This is a genomic window from Luteibacter sp., from assembly GCF_036500425.1.
Taxonomy (GTDB): domain Bacteria; phylum Pseudomonadota; class Gammaproteobacteria; order Xanthomonadales; family Rhodanobacteraceae; genus Luteibacter.
On the sequence record NZ_DASYCB010000028.1, the window covers coordinates 78,102 to 97,938 of the forward strand.

Consider the following 19,837-nt stretch of genomic DNA (forward strand, 5'->3'; position numbering starts at 1 on the left):
CGTCACCTTTTCTCGGCGCTGGCCGCCGCAGCTTAGGAGCTATGGGCGCAAAGAGAAAGGTCCAAGACGCTAGCCGTCAACGCGCCAGGGAATTGCCAACCAACGGCCGCAGATCAGGGCCGCAAGCCGAACCTGCCGTTCGTCCATCTCGGGAAACCAGATCGATGCCTTGACCACATGACAACCGTCGGGCGATCTGATGCTCGACGTGATGCCGAAGTCGCAGTCGGTTTGCGGCGGCACCGCGTCCGATTTGACATCCCGGCCTATCCGCGCGGCATAACGGCCGCTTTCGCCGGTGATGAGCACCTCGGTGCGACGCCCGGTGATGATCGTCGCGTCCCGCTCAAGCGCATCAGGCGGCAAGGCGTTGCCTACGGTGATGGATATCTCTCCCGCGTACGGCGAGTTCGGCTCGGGATGCACTCCAGGGGCCTTCAGCGTGTACCGCTCGCCAGCGACGAAGCCACCGACAGGGCCAATAAAGAACTGGCCGCTACTCGACGCGCCTTGCATGGGCATCACCCGCACGGGCACTGAGCGGCCATACCGATCTGCCAGGATGAAATCTGTAGCGCTCACCGGAACGGCGACGCCATCCTTCGCGTTCACGAACGTGACGCCACGCGCGTTCGCGGGCAGCGCGACGCCGACGCGCTCATCCATCGTTATAGGAAAGCCATGAGGTTCAAAGACGACAGGCTTGCAGGCAGATGCGGGCTCGGAGAACCATGCGGCCGCGGCCACCACATACAGACCCAACCCGTTCCTTACTTTCATCGCGATCTCCAAGGTCACTACCTATCTAACGAGGTAATGCCCCTATCGGGGTTAATCGTAGAAGTCCGCCCTTTCCAACGAAAACTCCTTACGGCCCCTCAATCGCGTCGCCGACTGTCGGGGAGCAGCACCATGCCCTCCGGTGGCGTGAAGTGGCGTGGCACGGGGGTCGGCGTTGTGGCCTGAGAGGCATCGGCCGCTATTGAGGTAAGGCCATGGGTCAGGAGCAGACCAGCGAAGCCTGCAACGAGGCAAGAACGAAGCATAGACACGAACAGCACCCCCCTTGGCCAGACATGAAAAAAGGGCGCCCCACCGGGACGCCCTTTTTCGAATAAATGGTCGGGGTGGCGAGATTCGAACTCGCGACCACTACACCCCCAGCGTAGTGCGCTACCAGGCTGCGCTACACCCCGACGAGCTAACGATTGTAGCAGCAACGCCCTGCCCTGCGGAAGCAGGATCAGCGGCGCAGCAGCGTGAGTACTTCTTCCAGCTCCAGGCGGACCTGGCGCACGATCTGGTGCGACATGCTGGCTTCCATGCGGGCCTGGGGACCCTCCAGCCGGGCACGGGCGCCGGTGATGGTGAAGCCTTCGTCGTACAGCAACGAGCGGATCTGGCGAATCATGAGCACGTCGTGCCGCTGGTAGTACCGGCGGTTACCACGGCGCTTGACAGGCTTGAGGGCCGGGAACTCCTGCTCCCAATAGCGAAGTACGTGCGGCTTGACGCCGCAAAGCTCGCTGACCTCACCAATGGTGAAGTAGCGCTTCGCCGGGATGGCGGGGAGTTCGGTGTTATTCCCTGGATCCAGCATAGCCCTCGACTCTTACCTTGAGTTTCTGGCCAGGACGGAAGGTGACAACCCGCCGGGCCGAGATGGGGATTTCTTCGCCGGTCTTGGGATTACGACCGGGCCGCTGATTCTTCTGCCGCAGGTCAAAATTGCCGAAGCCCGACAATTTCACCTGTTCGCCTCGCTCGAGGGCCTCGCGGACCACTTCGAAGTAAGCGTCCACGAATTCCTTGGCCTCACGCTTGTTGAGGCCTACGTCGAGGAAAAGCCGCTCGGCCATTTCCGCCTTGGTCAGCGCCATCTTATCCTCGCAATCTCGCCTTGCATGTCTGCTCCAATGCTTTCACCGCGTCTGCCACGCAAGCGTCGGCATCGTCGTCGGTAAGGGTGCGTGAAGCGTCCTGTAAAATCAAGCCCATAGCGAGACTCTTTCGCCCTTCCTCGACGCCCTTGCCGACATAACGGTCGAACAGGCGGACCTCCTTGAGGAGATCGCCGAGGGCACCGCGGACCGCCCCTTCCACCGCCGACCAGGCCACGTTCTCGGGCAGGTCCATGGCGATGTCGCGACGAACGGCCGGGAAACGGGCTACGCGGGTGGCATTGGGCATGCGCCGTGAGAGCACCGGCTCCAGGGCCAACTCCATCACGTGGACATCGGGACCCAGATCGAGCGCCTTGGCCAGCGCCGGGTGCAGCGCACCGAGGAAACCGGCGGGCTGGCCATCGCGAAGTACGCGGGCGCCACGGCCCGGGTGCAGCCACGCGGGCAGGCCTTCGGCATCGACCGACCAGCGCTGCGCCTCGCCCGTATGGGCGATCAGCGCATCGAGATCACCCTTCAGGTCGAAGAAATCGACCTGACGTGAGGCTTCGCCCCACTGCTCGGCGCGGGCGTTGCCCGAAGCGACGATCGCGACGCGACCGACCTCGTCGGGGGCCGCGCCCGTGGCGTGGAAGCTGCGGGCGACCTCGAACAGGCGCACGCGATCCTGCTGGCGTGCGCGGTTATGACGCATGGCCTCGACCAGGCCCGGCAGCAACGAGGTACGCATCACGGCCAGGTCGGCCGATAGCGGATTCGCGAGCGGCACCCAGGCGTGGTCGAGCTGCCAGGTCTTGAGCAGGTCGGCACTGACGAAGGAGAGGGTCACCGCCTCGAAATAGCCGCGCGCGGCGATCTGGTCGCGCAGGGCCATTTCCGGCAGGCGCGCTTCGGCCACGGGCTCAAGCGCGATCTTTCCGGCCGGGGTGGTCGTCGGGATGCGTTCGTAGCCGTGGATACGGGCAACTTCTTCGATCAGGTCTTCTTCGATCTCGATATCGAAGCGGCTGCTGGGCGGGGTCACGCGCCAGCCATCCACGATCTCTTCGACGCCCATGCCAAGCGCGGTGAAGATGCGGGTGACTTCGGCGGCGGCGACCTCGATGCCGAGCACGCGGCGCAGGCGCGCGTGGCGCAGGAGCACGGGGGCGTGGGTGCGCAGGTCGTCGTTGCGCTCGGCCACGGTGACCGGGCCGGCCTTGCCGCCGGCGATCTGGATCAGCAGTTCGGTGGCGCGCTCCATGGCACGCTTCGGCAGGGCCGGGTCCACGCCACGCTCGAAGCGGTGCGAGGCATCGGTGTGCATGCCGAGCTTGCGGGCGCGGCCCATGATGGCGGCCGGCGCAAAGTGCGCGGCCTCCAGGAACACGTTGCGGGTGGCATCGGTGACGCGCGAATCGAAGCCGCCCATGACGCCGGCCACGGCCAGCGCCTTGCCTTCATCCGCGATGACGACGAAGGAAGGGTCGAGCTTCGCATCGCTGCCATCGAGCAGCTTCAGCACTTCGCCTTGGCCCGCGTGGCGGACGATGATCGAACCGGTGAGCTGGTCGTTATCGAACGCATGCAGGGGCTGGCCGAGCTCCATCATCACGTAATTGGTCACGTCGACGACCGGGCTGATCGGGCGCAAACCGGCGCGGCGCAAGCGCTCGGTCATCCACAGCGGGGTCTTCGCCGTTGTATCGACGCCTTCGATGATGCGACCGAGGTAGCGCGGCGCATCGGCACCGGCATCCAGGCGTACGCCGCGGGTCGTACCGATCAGGGCCGGAACTTCGGCGACGCCAGCGGCACGCACGTGGCTACCGAACAGTGCGGCCACGTCGTGCGCCAGGCCGGTGAGGCCGAGCACATCGGGGCGATTCGGGGTGATCTTCAGCTCGATGCTGGCATCGGGCAGGCCCAGGTAGTCGGCGAGCGACTTGCCCACCGGCGCGTCAGCTGGCAGCTCGAGCAGGCCGGACGCATCGGCATCGATGCCCAGCTCCTTGGCGGAGCAAAGCATGCCAAACGATTCCACGCCGCGCAGCTTGGCCGCCTTGATGGCGATGCCGCCGGGCAGGTTCGCCCCGACGGTGGCCAGCGGGATGCGGATGCCGACGCGGGCATTGGGGGCGCCGCAGACGATCTGCAGCAACTCGCCCTGCCCTGCATCGACCTTGCACACCTGCAGGCGGTCGGCTTCGGGATGCTTCGTGGCTTCGACGATCTCAGCGACCACGACGCCGTCGAGGCCATCGCCCAGGGCGGTGACTTCTTCGACTTCCAGGCCCGACATGGTCAGTGCGTGCACCAGCGCCGCGCGATCCGCGTCGATGCTTACCAGTTCACGCAGCCAGTTTTCAGAGAATTTCATGGGAGCGACTCGTATGCGTTGGGGGCGGCGTGGGTCAGGCGAACTGGCGCAGGAAGCGCAGGTCGTTTTCGAAGAACGCGCGCAGATCGCTGACGCCATAGCGCAGCATCGCGAAACGTTCGACGCCCAGGCCGAACGCGAAGCCGCTATAGCGCTCCGGATCGATGCCACAGTTCTTCAGCACGGTGGGATGCACCATGCCGCAGCCAAGCACCTCAAGCCAGCGGGTGCTGCCGTCTTCGGCATCCCAGCGGATATCCACTTCGGCCGAGGGCTCGGTGAAGGGGAAGTAGCTGGGGCGGAAGCGCATTTCGAAATCGCGCTCGAAGAACGCGCGGATGAACTCAGCCAACGTGCCCTTCAGGTCGGCGAAGCTCGAGGTTTCGTCGACCAGCAAGCCTTCGATCTGGTGGAACATCGGCGAATGGGTCTGGTCGGAATCGCTGCGATAGACCTTGCCGGGCGCGATGATGCGAATCGGCGGTTGCCGACCCTGCATCGAGCGGATCTGCACCGGCGAAGTATGCGTGCGCAGCAGGCGGCCGTCACCGAAGTAGAAGGTGTCGTGCATCGCACGCGCCGGATGGTGCGGCGGGAAGTTCAGCGCTTCAAAGTTGTGCCAGTCGTCTTCGATTTCCGGGCCATCGGCGCGCTGGTAACCCAGGCGGCCAAAGATGTCGGAAATGCGCTCGAGGGCACGGGTAATCGGGTGAATGCCACCGTATTCGCCATCGCGGCCCGGGAGGGTCACGTCGATGCGTTCGGAGGCGAGGCGGCGATCGAGTTCGGCCTGTTCCAGCGCCTGCTTGCGCGCGGCGATCGCGTCGGTAAGGCACTCCTTGATCCGGTTCACCTCGGCGCCGCGCGCCTTGCGCTCTTCGCCGGTGAGCTGGCCCAGGGCCTTCAGGGCGGCGGTGACCGCGCCGTTCTTGCCCAGCAAGGCGACACGCACGTTATCCAGCGCCTCGAGCGAGGCGGCCGATTCGATATCGCGCAGGGATGCGTCGACGTTCTCGATCGATTCCATCGGTTTTCCTGACGTGGAAAAAGAAATGGGGAGAAGGCAAGGCCTTCTCCCCACGTCATCCATCTTCGCGCAGTATGACTACCGCGCGTGGTAAAGCGGATTACGCAGCCAGACTGGCCTTGGCCTTCTCTGCGATCGCTTCAAACGCCTTGATGTCGTGCACGGCGAGGTCGGCGAGGACCTTGCGGTCGACAGCGATGTTCGCCTTCAACAGGCCGTTGATGAGACGGCTGTACGAGAGACCGAACATGCGGGCAGCAGCATTGATACGGACGATCCACAGCGCGCGGAACTGACGCTTGCGCTGCTTGCGGCCGATGTACGCGTACTGGCCAGCCTTGATGACGGCCTGGTTAGCTACGCGGAATACCTTGCGACGGGCGTTGTAGTAGCCCTTCGCACGGCCGATGATCTTCTTGTGACGACGACGGGCGGTTACGCCGCGCTTAACACGTGCCATGACTTAGTCTCCCTTAGAGATACGGCAGCATCCGAGCCACACCCTTGGTGTCGCACGGCTTGACGTGGTTGGGAGCGCGCAGGCCGCGCTTACGCTTGGTCGACTTCTTGGTCAGGATGTGCGACTTGAAGGCGTGACCAGCCTTGAACTTGCCGGATGCGGTCTTGCGAAAACGCTTCGCAGCCGCCCGGTTGGTCTTGATCTTGGGCATCGGAGTGCTCCCTTTTCGGGTTTCTGACTGAACCGGCGGCTGACCCTGGGGCCTGCGCTTTCCTTCCTGCCGGGAACGGTACACGGCCCATCCATACGGACCGAGCCGGCGATGATACACGAAGATTAAGGTCTTGTGTAGGAGCGCGCTTGCGCGCGATGGGAGCTTACGGTGGCCCGGATCGCGCGCAAGCGCGCTCCTACAAGAGCAAAAAAGGGCGCCCTTAGGCGCCCTCTTTGATCAGACCTTTTTCTTCGGGCCGATCATCATGACCATCTGGCGGCCTTCTAGGCGGGGGAAGGACTCCACCACGCCGTCTTCGCCGATGTCGGCCTGGATCTTCTTGGCCAGGTTCTGGCCGAGGTCCTGGTGGGACATTTCGCGCCCGCGGAAGCGGATCGTGACCTTGACCTTGTCGCCTTCCTCAAGGAACTCACGCATCTTGCGGAGCTTGATGTCGTAATCGCCCGTATCCGTGACCGGGCGGAACTTCACTTCCTTGATTTCGACCTGCTTCTGCTTCTTCTTGGCGGCAGAAGCCTTCTTCTGGGCTTCGAACTTGAACTTGCCGTAATCCATGATCTTGCAGACCGGCGGATCGCCGTTCGGCTGGATTTCGACGAGATCCATGCCTAGTTCTTCAGCGGCCTTGATAGCGTCACGGGTTTCCATGACGCCCAACTGCTCGCCTTCGGCACCAAGGACGCGCACGCGCGGGACCTTGATCTCATTGTTCTTGCGATTGCCCTTGTTATCGGTCGTAGCGATACCGCTATCCTCCAGAAGATTGATCTAAGTACCGGACCCGCGCCTTAGCGGCGGGTCTCGGCTTCCAAGCGTTCGGCGAACTGGGCCACGGTCATGCTGCCCAGATCCTCGCCACCGCGAGTACGTACGGAGATGGTACCCGTTTCCTTCTCGCGGTCTCCGACCACGATGAGATAAGGCACCCTCTGCAACGTGTGCTCGCGGATTTTATATCCGACCTTTTCATTGCGCAAATCGGAGTTCACCCTGAAACCTTGTCCGCCAAGGGCTTGGGCGACGTCTTGCACGTAATCGGCCTGGGCGTCGGTAATGCTGAATACCACGGCCTGGATGGGGGCGAGCCAGGTCGGAAGCAAGCCGGCGTGGTGCTCGATCAGGATGCCGATGAAGCGCTCCATGGAACCGACGATCGCCCGGTGCAGCATAACCGGATGCTGGCGCTGGCTATTTTCGTCCACGTACTCGGCGCCGAGGCGCTCGGGCATCATGAAATCCACCTGCATGGTACCCACCTGCCAGGCGCGGCCGATCGAGTCCTTCATGTGGTATTCGATCTTCGGGCCGTAGAACGCGCCCTCGCCCGGCAGCTCTTCCCACTCGACGCCGGCGGCCGACAAAGCCTTGCGCAGGGCACTCTCGGCGCGATCCCACACGGCATCCGCACCGATGCGTTTTTCCGGGCGCAGGGCGATCTTCATCGCGATGTCGTTGAAGCCGAAATCGGCGTAGACCTGCATGGCCTGGGCGTGGAACGCCGCGACTTCAGCCTCGATCTGCTCCGGGGTGCAGAAGATGTGGCCATCGTCCTGGGTGAACGCACGCACGCGCATGATGCCGTGCAACGCGCCCGAGGGCTCGTTGCGGTGGCAGCCACCGAACTCGCCGTAACGGATCGGCAGGTCGCGGTAGCTATGCAAGTTCGTGTTGAAGATCTGGATGTGGCCGGGGCAGTTCATCGGCTTCAGCGCATAGGTGCGCTTTTCCGACTCGGTGAAGAACATGTTCTCGTGGTAGTTGTCCCAGTGGCCGGACTTCTTCCACAGACTCACGTCCATGATCTGCGGGCCACGCACTTCCTGGTAGCCGCTCTTCTTGTAGACGCCGCGGACGTACTGCTCGACGGCCTGCCAGATGGCCCAGCCCTTCGGATGCCAGAAGATCATGCCCGGGGCCTCTTCCTGCATGTGGAAGAGATCCAGCTGCTTGCCGATGCGGCGGTGGTCGCGCTTTTCGGCTTCTTCGAGCTGGAGCAGGTAGGCCTTGAGGTCCTTGTCGTTCAGCCACGAGGTCCCGTAGATACGGGTCAGCATCTCGTTGTTGGAATCGCCGCGCCAATAAGCGCCAGCCACCTTCATCAGCTTGAACGCGCGCAGCTTGCCCGTGTTCGACACGTGCGGGCCACGGCAGAGGTCGGTGAACTCACCCTGGGTGTAGAGCGAGAGCTCCTCGTTCGCCGGGATGCTTTCGATGATCTGGGCCTTGTACTCCTCGCCCAGGCCGCGGAAGAACGTGATCGCCTCGTCGCGGCTCTTCACCGAGCGCGTGACCGGGATCTGTTCCTTGACGATCTTTTCCATCTCGTCCTGGATGGCCGTGAGGTCATCGGGCGTGAATGGGCGCTCGTAGGCAAAATCGTAAAAGAAGCCGTTGTCGATCACCGGACCGATGGTGACCTGCGCGCCGGGGAACAGGCGCTGCACGGCCTGGCCCAACAGATGGGCCGTGGAATGGCGCAGGATGTCGAGCGCTTCCGGGCTCTTCTCGGTGACGATCTCGAGCTTCGCGTCGTGGTCGATGCTGAAGCTGGCGTCGACCAGCTTGCCATCGACCTTGCCTGCCAGGGTGGCCTTGGCGAGGCCGGCGCCGATCGAAGCGGCGACATCCTGGACGGAGACGGGGTGGTCGAACGGGCGCTGGCTGCCGTCGGGTAGCGTGATCTGGATCATGAGTGCGAATTCCGGACAAACAAAAAGGGCGCCAGGCGCCCTTCGGTATCAACGAAGACGTGGCGGGGGCTCAGGTTGGGAAGCGCGTAGTCCGCATGTCACACACTCGGCCGACGTTACCGCGGGCCACCTTTTCGTTGGGATTACTGCGGGAAAGCTAAGTCCTGGGGCGCCCCGTGTCAATCCGCAGGCGGTTGAGCAGGCCTGATGCGCGCCGGGTCTTCCGGGCGACTGCATAAACGAGGATCTCGGCAGGGGCCATCAAGGTGAAATGGCGACGGGCACGGGTCACCCCTGTATAGACCAGTTCGCGGGTGAGTACCGGCGACGGCTCAGGTGGCAGTGCCAATGCCGTGTGCTCGAACTCGGAGCCCTGCGATTTATGCACGGTCATCGCATAGACGGTTTCCACCGCGGTGAGGCGACTGGGGGTGACGAATCGGACACGCGCGCCTCCGGCCCCATCCATCACGAGGAACGCGACGCGCAACATGGTTCCGCCCTGCCCGTCCGGCATGGCCAGGGTGACGCCGATATCGCCATTCATCAGGCCAACGGCGTAGTCATTGCGCACAACGATGACCGGACGGCCCTCGTACCAGCCGGTCGTCGCTTTGATGAGGCCACGCTCGAGCAGGCCTTGGGCGATGCGCTCATTCTGGCCATTCACACCGAGATCGCCACCGCGCGTGGCGCAGAGGAGCTGGAAGCGGCCGTAAGCGTCGAGGGCACCACGACCCCACGTCGCATGGGCATCCTCGCCTGCATCGTGGGCCGGGCGGTGGTCGCTGATCCATGTCAGGTAATCCCGATAGCCCGGTGCATCACCGCGGCCGTCGATCGCCAGGTTGGCGACGCCTGCGGGCGTGGCGGGGAGCCGCGAGATATCAGGGAAAGCGCCACCCAATGCCTCGCCGACCGCTTTGGCATCCCCCTGGTTAATCGCGCCGGCGAGGGCGCCGATGCCGCTATCACTGCCGAACCGGCGGCTGCGGCGCAGCATCGTCACGCGCTGGTCGAGTGGCCAGGCTACGCCGGGATCCGTCCAGGCACCGACGTCGGCACCGGTGACCTGGCGCAGCCATTCGCGAGTGGCCCCGTCGTAGTAGCCGGGTTCGGCTCGGGCGCACAGGTCACCCAGAACGGCACCCGCCTCCACCGACGATAGCTGGTCCTTGTCACCAAGCAGGATAAGGCGCGCGCCCGCCGGCAGCGCGTCGAGCGTCGCCGCCATCATTTCGAGATCGATCATCGATGCTTCGTCGATGACGAGCACGTCGACATGCAACGGATTGTCGGCGTTATGTAGAAATGCGCGCGTGTCAGGGCGGCTGCCAAGCAATCGGTGCAACGTGGTCACCTCGGCCGGAATACCCTCGCGCACTCCGGCGTCCACATCGAGCTGGGCCACTTGTGCCGCGATGGACGCGTTGAGGCGCGCCGCGGCTTTTCCTGTGGGTGCCGCAAGGCGGATGCGCAGGCGCGGCTCGTCCGCCGCGGCGGCCAGTGTTTGCAGGAGGCCGAGGAGGCGCACGACGGTCGTCGTCTTGCCCGTGCCGGGGCCGCCCGTAATCACGGCGAATGCGCTGCGCGCGGCGATGGCGCAGGCGACTTTCTGCCAGTCGACGCCATCTTCCGCGGCCGGGAACAAGCGGTTCAGTTCGGCCGCGAGCCCCGGCGGATCGGGAAGCGGTATCAAGCGATCGATAATCGCGGCGGCGACACGCGCCTCGTCGCGCCAGAAGCGTCGAAGGTAAAACAGCGTGCCGTCGAGCACGAGCGGAGCCTTGGTGTCGCCCGTGGGGTGAGCGACAAGCGTCGTACCGGAAAGCCAGGTGGCCGCATCGACCAAGGCGGGCTCACGCTCGCCGAGCGTGCCGATATCCACGCAGATATGCCCGTCGGCCAGTTCGTTACTAAGCAGGGCCGCGGCAGCAAGGACGCGGGCATCCGCTTTTGGATCAAGTGTGGCGAGGAAGCGAGCAAATGCACGATCCATCGGCCGAAGGCGGCCTTCCTTCGTCGCGTTATCCAGCCAGGCGTGGATGTCGGCAATCATGCGGCGGCTCCTTCGAACAGGCGATCCATGGCCTCGATCATCGCCTTGGCCGGGCGTTCCACGTGTACACCATGACCGCGCCCATCCACGCCGCGAAGGTAGATGTAGACGGCGCCACCTACGTGCGTGTCGTAGTCATAGGCCGAACCCATGCGCGTGCGCAGGAGCCGGTGCAGGGCAAGCAGGTAAAGCGCGTACTGCAATTCGTAGCGCGAGTCGAGGATCGATGCGCGCATGGCTTCGGGGGTATAGGCATGCTCGTCGGGGCCCAGCCAGTTCGACTTATAGTCCGCGACATACCAGCGGCCCTCGTGCTCGATGATGAGATCGATGAAGCCCTTGAGCATGCCGTTAAGCGTATCGTTGGCTAGCGCAGGGCGCGCGACGCCACCCAGGGTGTGTTCGCGAACGATGCGATCAAGCGCCAGGGTATCGACGTGGCGCGCCTCGAAAAGAAACTCGAGTTCCGCACGGTAGCGCGAAGGATCATCCAGCGCGCCGAGTGCTATGGACTTGCCATCGGGCAGTACCATGGAGGTGCGCAGAAGCACCAGTAACCAGTCGGTAAGCAGATCGATCGCGCCTTCCCATCCACGCCGCTCACAACGGCGCGCGACCGTGTCGCGCAACCGTGCCGGATCGCCCGCAATCGCGGCAAAGCCTTCGTCGGCGATCCATTCGAGAAGATCGTGCAGGAACGTACCTGCATCGGCCCCACGGTGGAAGGCGTGGATACTCCCCGGCGCCGCGATGGTTGCCACCGGTTCGGCGACGTATTCCACGATGACGTCGTCCATAGCGGTTTCCGGGGCGGGGACATCCTGCTCCGCCTCGTCGTAGCGCAAGCCGCTGTAGCTGCCGATGCGCCATGGCTCGGCGCGCGTGAGACGCGGCTCGCGAGGCGGCAACAGGCGGTCGTCGCGCAACGGGGCGACGTAGCGGCGGTCATCCGGCGCAGGCATATATTCCACCGCCATCGACGGTTCATTACGGGCGACCGACTGCAGCAGACCAGCGATGGCACCATTGTCGATTTCCACGCCGCCCGTAAGCAGATGCCCGAAGGCGCTGCGGTGCACCTGCGGCTTCTTCGCATTGCCCGCAGCCACAGGCGCGATGCCCAACCAGCAGGCATGGCGCGCGCGCGTCAGTGCGACGTAGAGCAGACGCAGATCTTCCTGTAACGCGGCGCGTTCAGCAGCCTCCTTCGCCTCCGATACGGCGGGACCACCAAGCTTCTCGCTGAGAAGCTCAAGCGAGACGCCTTCGCCATCGTGGTAACGGTAACCCTGCCCGTTGCGCGCCTTGCCACTGGCGCAGACGAACGGGAGGAAGACCAATGGGTATTCGAGGCCCTTTGACTTGTGGATGGTGATGACCTTTACAAGATCATCATCGCTCTCGAGGCGCACGATCTGGTCATCGCCATGGTGGCTGGCTGTATCGGCGATCCGCTCAGCCAGATAACGGATCAACGCCTGCTCGCCATCCAGCGTCGCCGCCGCTTGCTGTAACAGCTCGGCGAGGTGCAGCACATTGGTGAGTGCCCGCTCACCATGTTCCATCGCCAGAAGGCGCGCCGGCAGGTCGAAGACGTGCAACATCCGGTGCAGCATGGCCAGTACCCCGGCATGGCGCCATGTATCGCGTAAGGCCATGAACTCCCTGCCACGCGCCTCCCAGTGCAGCTCATCAGTATTCAGGCGCTCGAGTTCGCCGAAGCCGAGATGCAGCGTGCGCGTCGCCAGCGCGGCGCGCATCGCCAGGTCGGACGATGGCTCCGCGACCGCGCGCAGCCAGAACAACAGATCGGTCGCCTCGACGCTCTCCCAGACCGAATCGCGATCGGAGAGAAACACGCTGCGGACCCGGCGCTCACCCAGCGCCGCACGCAATTCGGATGCTTCAGCGTGGCTACGGACAAGGACTGCGATATCCGCGGGCCGCAACGGGTGAAGGTCACCATCCGCGTCGAGGAAGCCGGCGCCACCCCGCGACGCCTCATCGAGCAGGCGGACGATCTCGCTGGCACAGGCCGCCGCCATCTCTTTGCGGTAGAAGCGAACGCCGACCGGTTGCTCATCGTCGAGCAACCACAGGCGCAGCGCGGGCTGATCCCTACCCCCGCGCACGAAACGTTCGCCACGACCTCGCGCGAGCACCGGCGTGAACGGCAAACCGCGATCATCGAAATGGAACGCACCCGAGGCATGGCGTTCGCCGTGCGAGAACAAGGCGTTGACTGCGTCGACCATGCCCTGGGTCGAGCGAAAATTGGTGTCAAGACTGTAGTGCGGCGCGAGCGCTTCCGCACGCGCGGACAGGTAGGTATGGATATCCGCGCCACGAAATGCGTAGATCGCCTGCTTGGGATCACCAATGAGCAGCAGGCCCGCCGCGGGATCCACGCCGTAGACCGTGCGGAAGATGCGGTACTGGAGTGGGTCGGTATCCTGAAATTCGTCGATAAGCGCGAGTGGATACTGCTGGCGGATCGTCGCGGCGAGATCGGCGCCCGCCGTCGTCGCCAGGGCTCGGTCGAGCCTGAGCAGCAGATCGTCGAAGCCAATCTGCGCCCGGCGGCGCTTCTGATCAGCAAAACGTACACGCACCCGGTCGACCGCATCGGCGAGGATCACGTGGCGGACCTCCACGCGTGAGGCCTGCCACTCGAACCAATGCTCCAGGGCGGCGAACGCAGGGTGCTCCGGACGCGCCTTCTTGCCCGCAGCCTTCGCCAGCCGGCTAGACGCATAGCGCGCGATATCGAAGCCATCCGCATCACCCGACGCCGACCACCGACGCATCGCCGCCATGTCCGCCGGCATGCGATCGGGCTTGTACCAGCCGTTGTGCAGCACCTTGCCGGCAACGGCATCGATAATCGTCTTGCTGATGGCGTCAGCGTCTTCGCGCCATGCACGCGCTGCCTCGGCCATCCTCCGGCTATTTTCCTCATCCCATACGCGACGCTGGACCAACACGGCCTCGAGGCCGTCGCCCACACCCAGCACCACGCCATCCACGCGCAGCGTCGCTTCACCACCGGCAAGGAGCGGCTTTAACGAGCGCAGGAGTTGATCGGGGGTGTGCCATTCCGCCTGGATGGCAACCAGCGCTGCTTCGTCGAGCGGATAAAAGGTCTGCCGCCAGTAGTCACGCACGCACTCGGCAAGCAGCTCGCTTTCATCCGGCTCCAGCGTCTGCGCGAACGCATGACCGCTACCAAACGCGTGCTGGGTAAGCATGCGCTGGCTCCAGCCGTGGATGGTGAAGATGGCGGCCTCGTCCATCCACTGCGCCGCGAGTTCAAGCCGGCGGGCACAGGCCGAATGCTGATCCGGAACATAAGAGGCGATCAACTCAGCCAGCAACGGCTCATCGGCACGGCCGGTGCGGAAGGCTGACGCAGCTTCCACCAGTCGTGCACGAATCCGCTCGCGCAACTCCTGGGTGGCGGCCTCGGTGAAGGTCACGACCAGGATCTGTGGCGGCAGTAAGGGCTGCGCTAGCCCGTGGCCGAGCACGGCGCGCACGTATAGCGCAGCAATAGTCCATGTCTTGCCCGTGCCGGCGCTTGCCTCGATCAGGCGCACGCCGTTGAGCGGAAGCGCGAGCGGACGAAGGGGCTCAACGACGAACGTCATGCCTGCTCCACCTTCAAGACACCGCAAAGATCACGGTACGGTCCCAACTGATCGGCGAATCCCGCGACCAGCATCATCTCGAAATCGGGCCACGCACGCGCAAGATAGGTATCGCCGTCCACTTCACCCCGACTGAACTCATCCGACGGCGCATACGCACGCCGGGCGGCCACCTCGGCGTGGTCGTCATCGCCGGCACTGATCCAGGCGATCGCCGCCTTCATCGCCACGGGGAGTGGCCGCGACATGCCTTCGCGCCACGCCCGTACGAGCGCATCCAGCGCACGCCGGGCATCGTCGGGATGGACGGGCGCCATGACAATGGTCGCATCGGGGCCGATGTAGCGCGTCTCGACGGCGTAACCCGCGGCCTGCGCCACCAGGTGGTCGACCCAGGGCATGACCACCCGGTGCACGAGTGGCCGGCCGTCGGCATCGAGTACGCCCGAGGGCGAGACAAGAAGAGCAGCGAGGGCTCCCTCCGCATTCGCACGCAACCCGGCCAGCCAGTCCTCGATCAGGACACCCTCGGAGCGCACGCGAACCTCGAACTTGCCTGCTTCGACGGGCCACCGTCTGCGCTCAGCGACATAGCGACCGTAAACGGCTGCAGCGCCATCTTCGAGCTCACGCCGCACAGGTGCAGCGAAGCCGCCCATGGGCAGTTTGCCGCTGCGCTGGAGACGCGCTGCCGCTTCGGCGATAGCGAGGCCGGATGCGCGGTCTTCGCGCAAGGCGGCGCGCAACACTGCGTCGGTCATGCTGAAGCGGTCGAGGCCATCCAGGGCAAAGGGCTCCAAGGCCTCACTCGCCACATCCGGCATCTCAAAACGGACCCCGAGGCGAGCCTGGAAGAATTCGCGAACCGGGTGACGCAGGAAACGGCGCAGCGTGGCAAGCCCGATAGGCCGATCCGTCGACCAGGCCGGCAAGACATCGCCCGCTGTCTCCATGCCGCCATCATGCACATGACGCCACTCGTTGGCGTATGTGAATAACCGCGAGTCGCCCGCGCGGAAGTACGCCGGGCTGAACGGCTGTAGCGGATGCTCCACGGTTAGCCGGTGTAAAAGACCGCCCTCCCCAGCATCACGCCACGCCGCGGCAAGATAATCGCGGAGCTGCCCGACCAGCACCGACGGTGCACGCTCCGCGTTATCGCGCGCACTGCGCCCGACCCAGCCGATATGCAGCGCATCGCGCGCCGAGAGCAGCGCCTCCAGGAACAGGTAGCGGTCGTCCTCACGGCGCGAACGGTCGCCTGGGCGCCACGCGCCAGGACGCGCCATCAGATCGAAGTCCATGGGTGGCCGCGCGCGCGGGTAGTCACCATCGTTCATGCCGAGCAGGCAGACCAGGCGAAACGGGATGGCGCGCATCGGCATCAGCGTGCCGAAGCTGACTGCGCCGGCAAGGAAGCGCTTCGAGAGGCCGCCATCGTCCATCTGGCCCAACCACGCCTCACGAACCACATCGACCGGCACCGGCACATCAAAGCGGGCGTCCGTACACGCGCGCTCCCACGTGTCGAGCGCATCGAGCAAGCGCTGCTCGCGCATCCGGTCATCGGGATCCGTGGCGTTGAAAAAATCGCGCATCAACGCACGCAGGCGTTCACCCCAGACCTCCGCGGGGGCAGGGATCGCCATGGCGCGCCAGTGCGCGCCAAGGCGTTCGAGCAGGTCAGCGAGCGGCCCAACGAGCTGGGCATCCAGGCCACCCACCTCGCCATAAGGCTCGATGTCACCCCAGGCCTCACCCTGCCCCACGGCATAACCGAGCAGCATGCGGCGCACGCCGAACAGCCAGGTATTCTGCTCAAGCGCGGGCAAACCCAGGGAGGCGCGCTGCTCCGCATCGAGGCCCCAGCGGATTCCCGCGCCGTCCGCCCAGCGATGGAGCAAGGGCAGATCGTCATCACCGAGGCCGAAGCGCTGGCGCAATGCGGGTACATCGAGCAGGTCGGCCATGTCGCCGGCACCGAAGCGCGACTCGGTCATGCCCATCAACATGTCCAGCGCCATCACCATGGGCACCGTGCCTCGCGACGCACGATCCGCGATGCTGTAAGGCACATAGCGTGGATCGTCGCGAGACACACGGCCAAACACCGCGTCGATGTGCGGTGCGTAAGTGTCGATATCCGGCACCATGACGATCACATCGCGCGGGAGGATGGGGGCCCCTGCGCGCGACGATGCCTCGAACCGTGCCAGCAACTGATCGTGAAGAATCTCCACTTCGCGCTGCGGACCGTGTGCGACATGGAACGCGATGGAATCGTCGTCCGCAGTGATCTCAGCCGGCGTTACGGGCAACGGCTCAAGATCGAGGATCGCCGTCTGCACCCGGGCAAGAAGCGTGGAGGCAGGAGGCTCTTCGAAGAAGTCGATGCGCTCATCCCACGCCGTGAACCGCTTGCGGTACGTCTCGGGGTGGTCGAACTCATCAAGCATCCGGATGTAATCACGCCCTTGCTTGCCCCACGCGGCTAGCAAGGGGTTTGCATAGAGGTGCAGGTCGCCCTCATCCGGCATGGGCGGAACACCCGGCTTCGCCGCCTGCCTGCGCCGCTCGGCACGAAGCAGCTCACGGTCGTCGACGATGTCCGCCCAGTAATGGCGGCAAGGGTTCAGCACCACCAGCACGATCTGGGACCAGCGCGATAACGCGGAGAGGGCTTCGAGCGTCTGCCGGGGCAGCGAGGACATGCCGAAAACGACGATGCGCCGCGCGAGTGCGCGTGGACGTTCCCTTGCTGTGGCCGCCGCGTCAAGGAAGCGAGCATGCACAGCGGCACGGTGGCTATGCGCGTCCGCCGGGCCCACATCCTCCAGCAGGCGGCGCCAGAGGGCCGCCTGCCAGCGGTCGACCTCAGCCATGGCGGACTGGCCACCACGGGCGTCACGCATGACGTCGAGGCCCGCAGCCCAGTCATCGAGCCAATCGGCACGATAGACCTGATAACCGTCATAAAGATCGGCAAGGCGCTCCGCCAACTGGTGGCATTTGCGCGCGTCGTTACCGTCGCCCAGGAACGCGGCCAGTGGCTCAAAAACAGGCTCGCGCGCAAGCGCAGGTAAAAGCCGCATCAGGCGCCAGACAAGCCGCGACTTGTCGAACGGCGACTCCGGCGGAACGGCGTCCCGGCCCAGCACAGCACGGTAGGCATCCCACAGGAAGCGCCCGGGCAGTTCCACATTCACCGACGCGGCGATGCCCAGGCCCCCATCGGCTTCCGCCCGCGCCAGCGCCAGGCGGAACCATTGGGCGATGCCGTTGGACTGGACAAGCACACGCTCGTCTTCGAGCGGCCGCAAGGGCGCCTGGCGAAGCCAGCCCACGAGGATGTCGCGCAGGTCTTCCAGGCGATTGCCATGCAGGACCATGAGGCCCGGCTCGATGGGGTGCGTTTCGATCAAGCGCCAGCTCCGTCGGCGGGTTGGATGGTGCGAACCATGATGGCCGATGCAGGTCTCACGCGGCGAGACCTCAGAACGGCTTGGCCACCACGAGGTAAACGATGGCCAGCAGGACCAGGACCGGCAATTCGTTGCCGATGCGAAGCACCTTCGATGACGGCAGCGAGCCACCGGCGATGCTGCGCTTCAGCGCCCTGCCCGCCCAGATGAAGTAAGCGAGCATGCAGGCGACGAGTGCGAGCTTTGCATCCAGCCAGCCACCCTTGATGCCGAAATACAGCCAGAGAACCAGCCCGAAGAGGAAGGCCATGCCGAACATGCTGTGCCCGAACTTGTACAGCCGGCGCCCCATGAGTTCCAGCCGCGCCTTGACAACCGGCGGCTCGGCCTCGGCCTCCTTGATGTTCACCAGGATGCGTGGGAGATAGAACACCGTGGCCATCCAGGCGATGACAAACACGATGTGCAGCGACTTGATCAGCAGGTAAGCCATGGGCGGCGCTCCCTTGGAAAGGCATGAGTGTAGCCCGGCAGACGAGCCCGCGGCCTGCGGCAGTGAGCCTCATGGGAGACGCATGACCTGAAAGAAGGCCTGGGCCCCCGCGAACCCAAGGGTGCCGCCCAGCGCCGCGATAGCCGTGATCATGCCCCACAACCGGTGCCGATAGCGGATGAGGTCCTGGACATCGCCTTCGACCACGCGCAAGCGCTTGTCTACATCTTTTACGTCACGACGAACGATGTTGACCGACTGCTCGAGCTCCCCGACACGAACCTCCAGCCGCTCGACCCGGGTGTCGATGCGCTCCAGGCGCGTATCGATACGCTGGAAGCTCTCGTTCGTACGGCGCACATGGTCGTCGAAGCGACCAAGGAAGGCGTCAAAGCGGGCATCAGAACGCGCCATGCGCTCCTGCATCGAGGTCCAGTCGGCGGCGGAAAGTGACCACTCACTCATGGCATTGGCATCCGTTGGGGAAGGCCACAAGCATCCCCGCAGGAGCAAGAACGCAACAGCCTCCGACGCTCAACAAGAAGCGTAGGAAATCGCCTACAAGCCCGTCAGCAGCAACGGCAACAGGTCAGAAGCGATCCGTCGTCGCGAGGTACCGCCACTGCCCCGGCTCGAGCCGCCCCATCGGAATTCGGCCTGCACGCAGGCGCTTCATGCCCAGCACCTTCAAACCAACAGCGTCGCACATACGCACGACGGTATCCGGCGAGACTCGCTTGAGGGCAAAGCGAAGGTGGGTTTCGTTCTGCCAACTCACCTTGATCGGTGGGAGCGCGTAGCTGTCGAACACAAGACCGTGGTTGAGCAGGGCCAGGCCACTCGACGACAGTTTCCCCTCGACCTCGACCACCCATTCCTGCTCGATACGCTCGAAATCCTCCTGGAGTCGGCGCTTGACGCGCCAATCCTGGGTGAAGACCAGTAGCCCGCTCGACATGTCGGGCAGCGGGAGCACCGATTCCAGGCGGGCGAAGTGCCGATGCAGTACGCGCACGCCCGATGGATCGTCGACAAGATGGTTCTCAACCCTGATCAACGCCCGGGCCTCTTCCGCGCCCACGCCCGCGGGCTTATGCAGCACCATCGATGCCGGCTCCGACGGCGTCAGCCTGGCGGCGGGATCGATCTCAATGCGTTGGTCAAGCACCTTGAACTGCGGCTGCTCCACGGTGACGCCATCGACGCGCACCCAACCGCCTTCGATGTACATCTCGGCTTCCCGGCGCGAACACGGGACAAGGGCGGCGATACGTTTGGCGAGGCGCTCGGGTTCGGTCATCAGCGTGGCCTGAGAATTGAACCGTGCCCGTAGGCAAGAAAAAAGGAGCCTGACGGCTCCTTAGTCGTTGTCTTCATACCACTTTTCCTATTGAGGAAAGTGGTGGGCGGTACAAGGATCGAACTTGTGACCCCTACCATGTCAAGGTAGTGCTCTACCGCTGAGCTAACCGCCCGAAGAGCTGCGCAGTTTACCCATGCCCGCAGGCCTGCGCAAGGGGGCGGCGAAAAAACGCGCGCCC

15 protein-coding genes and 2 tRNA genes are annotated in these 19,837 nt (G+C 64.5%); all 17 read right to left on the bottom strand.

Annotated features, from left to right (window positions below; translation table 11 throughout):
• Positions 1–69: 69 nt before the first annotated feature.
• The gene (locus VGN46_RS07100; protein WP_331642143.1) at positions 70–792 is read right to left on the bottom strand and encodes a hypothetical protein; all 723 of its coding nucleotides are present in this window, start codon (positions 790–792) and stop codon (positions 70–72) included.
• 327 nt (positions 793–1,119) lie between these two features.
• Positions 1,120–1,196: transfer RNA gene (locus VGN46_RS07105), tRNA-Pro, on the bottom strand.
• Positions 1,197–1,243: 47 nt separating this feature from the next.
• Positions 1,244–1,600, bottom strand: a complete 357-nt coding sequence (locus tag VGN46_RS07110) for a MerR family transcriptional regulator (protein ID WP_036114913.1) — start codon at positions 1,598–1,600, stop codon at positions 1,244–1,246.
• Positions 1,581–1,880 carry an integration host factor subunit alpha gene (gene ihfA / locus VGN46_RS07115; protein WP_036114917.1) on the bottom strand — a complete coding sequence of 100 codons (300 nt, stop codon included), beginning with the start codon at positions 1,878–1,880 and terminating at the stop codon, positions 1,581–1,583. The genes VGN46_RS07110 and ihfA overlap by 20 nt, the downstream gene beginning before the upstream one ends.
• 1 nt (position 1,881) lies before the next feature.
• Positions 1,882–4,263, bottom strand: a complete 2,382-nt coding sequence (pheT, locus tag VGN46_RS07120) for a phenylalanine--tRNA ligase subunit beta (RefSeq protein WP_331642146.1) — start codon at positions 4,261–4,263, stop codon at positions 1,882–1,884.
• Between the two features lie 34 nt (positions 4,264–4,297).
• The gene (gene pheS, locus VGN46_RS07125; RefSeq protein ID WP_331642148.1) at positions 4,298–5,290 is read right to left on the bottom strand and encodes a phenylalanine--tRNA ligase subunit alpha; all 993 of its coding nucleotides are present in this window, start codon (positions 5,288–5,290) and stop codon (positions 4,298–4,300) included.
• Positions 5,291–5,390: 100 nt separating this feature from the next.
• Entirely contained in the window at positions 5,391–5,750 is a 360-nt protein-coding gene (rplT, locus tag VGN46_RS07130; RefSeq protein ID WP_331642150.1) for a 50S ribosomal protein L20, read from the bottom strand.
• A gap of 13 nt (positions 5,751–5,763) precedes the next feature.
• On the bottom strand, positions 5,764–5,961 hold the full coding sequence (gene rpmI / locus VGN46_RS07135) for a 50S ribosomal protein L35 (protein WP_045831437.1): 198 nt from the start codon (positions 5,959–5,961) through the stop codon (positions 5,764–5,766).
• Positions 5,962–6,201: 240 nt separating this feature from the next.
• Positions 6,202–6,729: a translation initiation factor IF-3 gene (gene infC, locus VGN46_RS07140; RefSeq protein ID WP_414675233.1), complete on the bottom strand. Its 528-nt coding sequence runs from the start codon at positions 6,727–6,729 to the stop codon at positions 6,202–6,204.
• A 44-nt stretch (positions 6,730–6,773) separates the two neighbouring features.
• The gene (thrS, locus tag VGN46_RS07145; protein WP_331642154.1) at positions 6,774–8,675 is read right to left on the bottom strand and encodes a threonine--tRNA ligase; all 1,902 of its coding nucleotides are present in this window, start codon (positions 8,673–8,675) and stop codon (positions 6,774–6,776) included.
• A gap of 157 nt (positions 8,676–8,832) precedes the next feature.
• On the bottom strand, positions 8,833–10,734 hold the full coding sequence (gene recD, locus VGN46_RS07150) for an exodeoxyribonuclease V subunit alpha (RefSeq protein WP_331642156.1): 1,902 nt from the start codon (positions 10,732–10,734) through the stop codon (positions 8,833–8,835).
• Entirely contained in the window at positions 10,731–14,381 is a 3,651-nt protein-coding gene (recB, locus tag VGN46_RS07155; RefSeq protein ID WP_331642158.1) for an exodeoxyribonuclease V subunit beta, read from the bottom strand. The genes recD and recB overlap by 4 nt, the downstream gene beginning before the upstream one ends.
• Positions 14,378–17,803, bottom strand: coding sequence for an exodeoxyribonuclease V subunit gamma (gene recC / locus VGN46_RS07160; RefSeq protein ID WP_331642160.1), 3,426 nt, complete (start codon positions 17,801–17,803; stop codon positions 14,378–14,380). Before recC ends, recB begins: the two co-directional genes overlap by 4 nt.
• Positions 17,804–17,873: 70 nt before the next feature.
• The gene (locus tag VGN46_RS07165; RefSeq protein WP_331642162.1) at positions 17,874–18,296 is read right to left on the bottom strand and encodes a CopD family protein; all 423 of its coding nucleotides are present in this window, start codon (positions 18,294–18,296) and stop codon (positions 17,874–17,876) included.
• 69 nt (positions 18,297–18,365) lie between these two features.
• Positions 18,366–18,761 (bottom strand): hypothetical protein, encoded by a 396-nt coding sequence (locus VGN46_RS07170; protein ID WP_331642164.1) that lies wholly within the window; start codon positions 18,759–18,761, stop codon positions 18,366–18,368.
• A 124-nt stretch (positions 18,762–18,885) separates the two neighbouring features.
• Positions 18,886–19,596: an rRNA pseudouridine synthase gene (locus VGN46_RS07175; protein WP_331642166.1), complete on the bottom strand. Its 711-nt coding sequence runs from the start codon at positions 19,594–19,596 to the stop codon at positions 18,886–18,888.
• Positions 19,597–19,696: 100 nt separating this feature from the next.
• Positions 19,697–19,771: transfer RNA gene (locus VGN46_RS07180), tRNA-Val, on the bottom strand.
• Positions 19,772–19,837: the final 66 nt, after the last annotated feature.